Raw genomic sequence first — 867 nt, forward strand, 5'->3', positions numbered from 1 at the left:
GCCCAGCCCCCCGCCGCCACCCGCCCCTGGCACTCCGCATTCCACGACGACTTCACCGGCCGCACCCTCGACCCCGCCGACTGGACGACCTGCTACGACTGGAACCGGGGCGGCTGCACCAACGAGGGCAACAAGGAGAGCGAGTGGTACCTCCCCGGCCAGGTCGGTGTCGCGGACGGCGCCCTCACCCTCACCGCCACCCGCCGCCCCACCACCGGCAGCGACGACAAGACCTACCCCTGGACGTCCGGCATGGTCTCCACCGGCCGCGACCACTGGGACGCCCCGCCCCGGCACACCTTCACCTACGGCTACGTCGCCGCCGCGATCCAGGCCCCCGCCGACGCCACCGGCATGTTCCCCGCCTTCTGGCTGCTGCCCGCCGCCACCCGCGGCGGCCTCCCCGAGATCGACATCGCCGAGTTCATCAACTCCAACCGCTACGTCGACCTCAACCTGCACGGCCTCACCCCCCAGGGCCGGGACACCATCTCCCACCAGCGCTACGGCCCCGCCGACTTCGCGGGCGGCTACCACGTCCTCGGCGTCGACTGGGAACCCGACGGCATCACCTGGTACGTCGACGGCACCCCCCGCTTCCAGATCACCGACCCCGACCTGATCCCCCGCGTCCCCATGGAACTCCTGATCAACCTCGCCGTCGGCTTCGAACAGGCCCCGTCCGCCGACACCGACACCGCCCGGCTCCACGTCGCCTGGGTCGGCGTCTGGCAGCACTAGATGTACTGACCACGGAGGTTGGTGACAGGGTTCACGGTGTGGTGATCTTGAAATGAGTGAGGGCCTTCTGGCTCGGTGTGGATTGCGACATCTGCACCGGCTCCCAGAAAGGCCCTCATGCCACAC

The 867-nt window shown here is 69.9% G+C and carries 1 protein-coding gene; it reads left to right on the forward strand.

Annotated elements, in window-relative coordinates; genetic code table 11:
- On the forward strand, positions 1-741 hold a 741-nt coding region (locus OO57_RS37900; protein WP_033257467.1), incomplete at its 5' end, for a glycoside hydrolase family 16 protein.
- Positions 742-867 lie beyond the last annotated feature (126 nt).

Source organism: Kitasatospora phosalacinea, from assembly GCF_000717185.1.
Classification (GTDB): domain Bacteria; phylum Actinomycetota; class Actinomycetes; order Streptomycetales; family Streptomycetaceae; genus Kitasatospora; species Kitasatospora phosalacinea_A.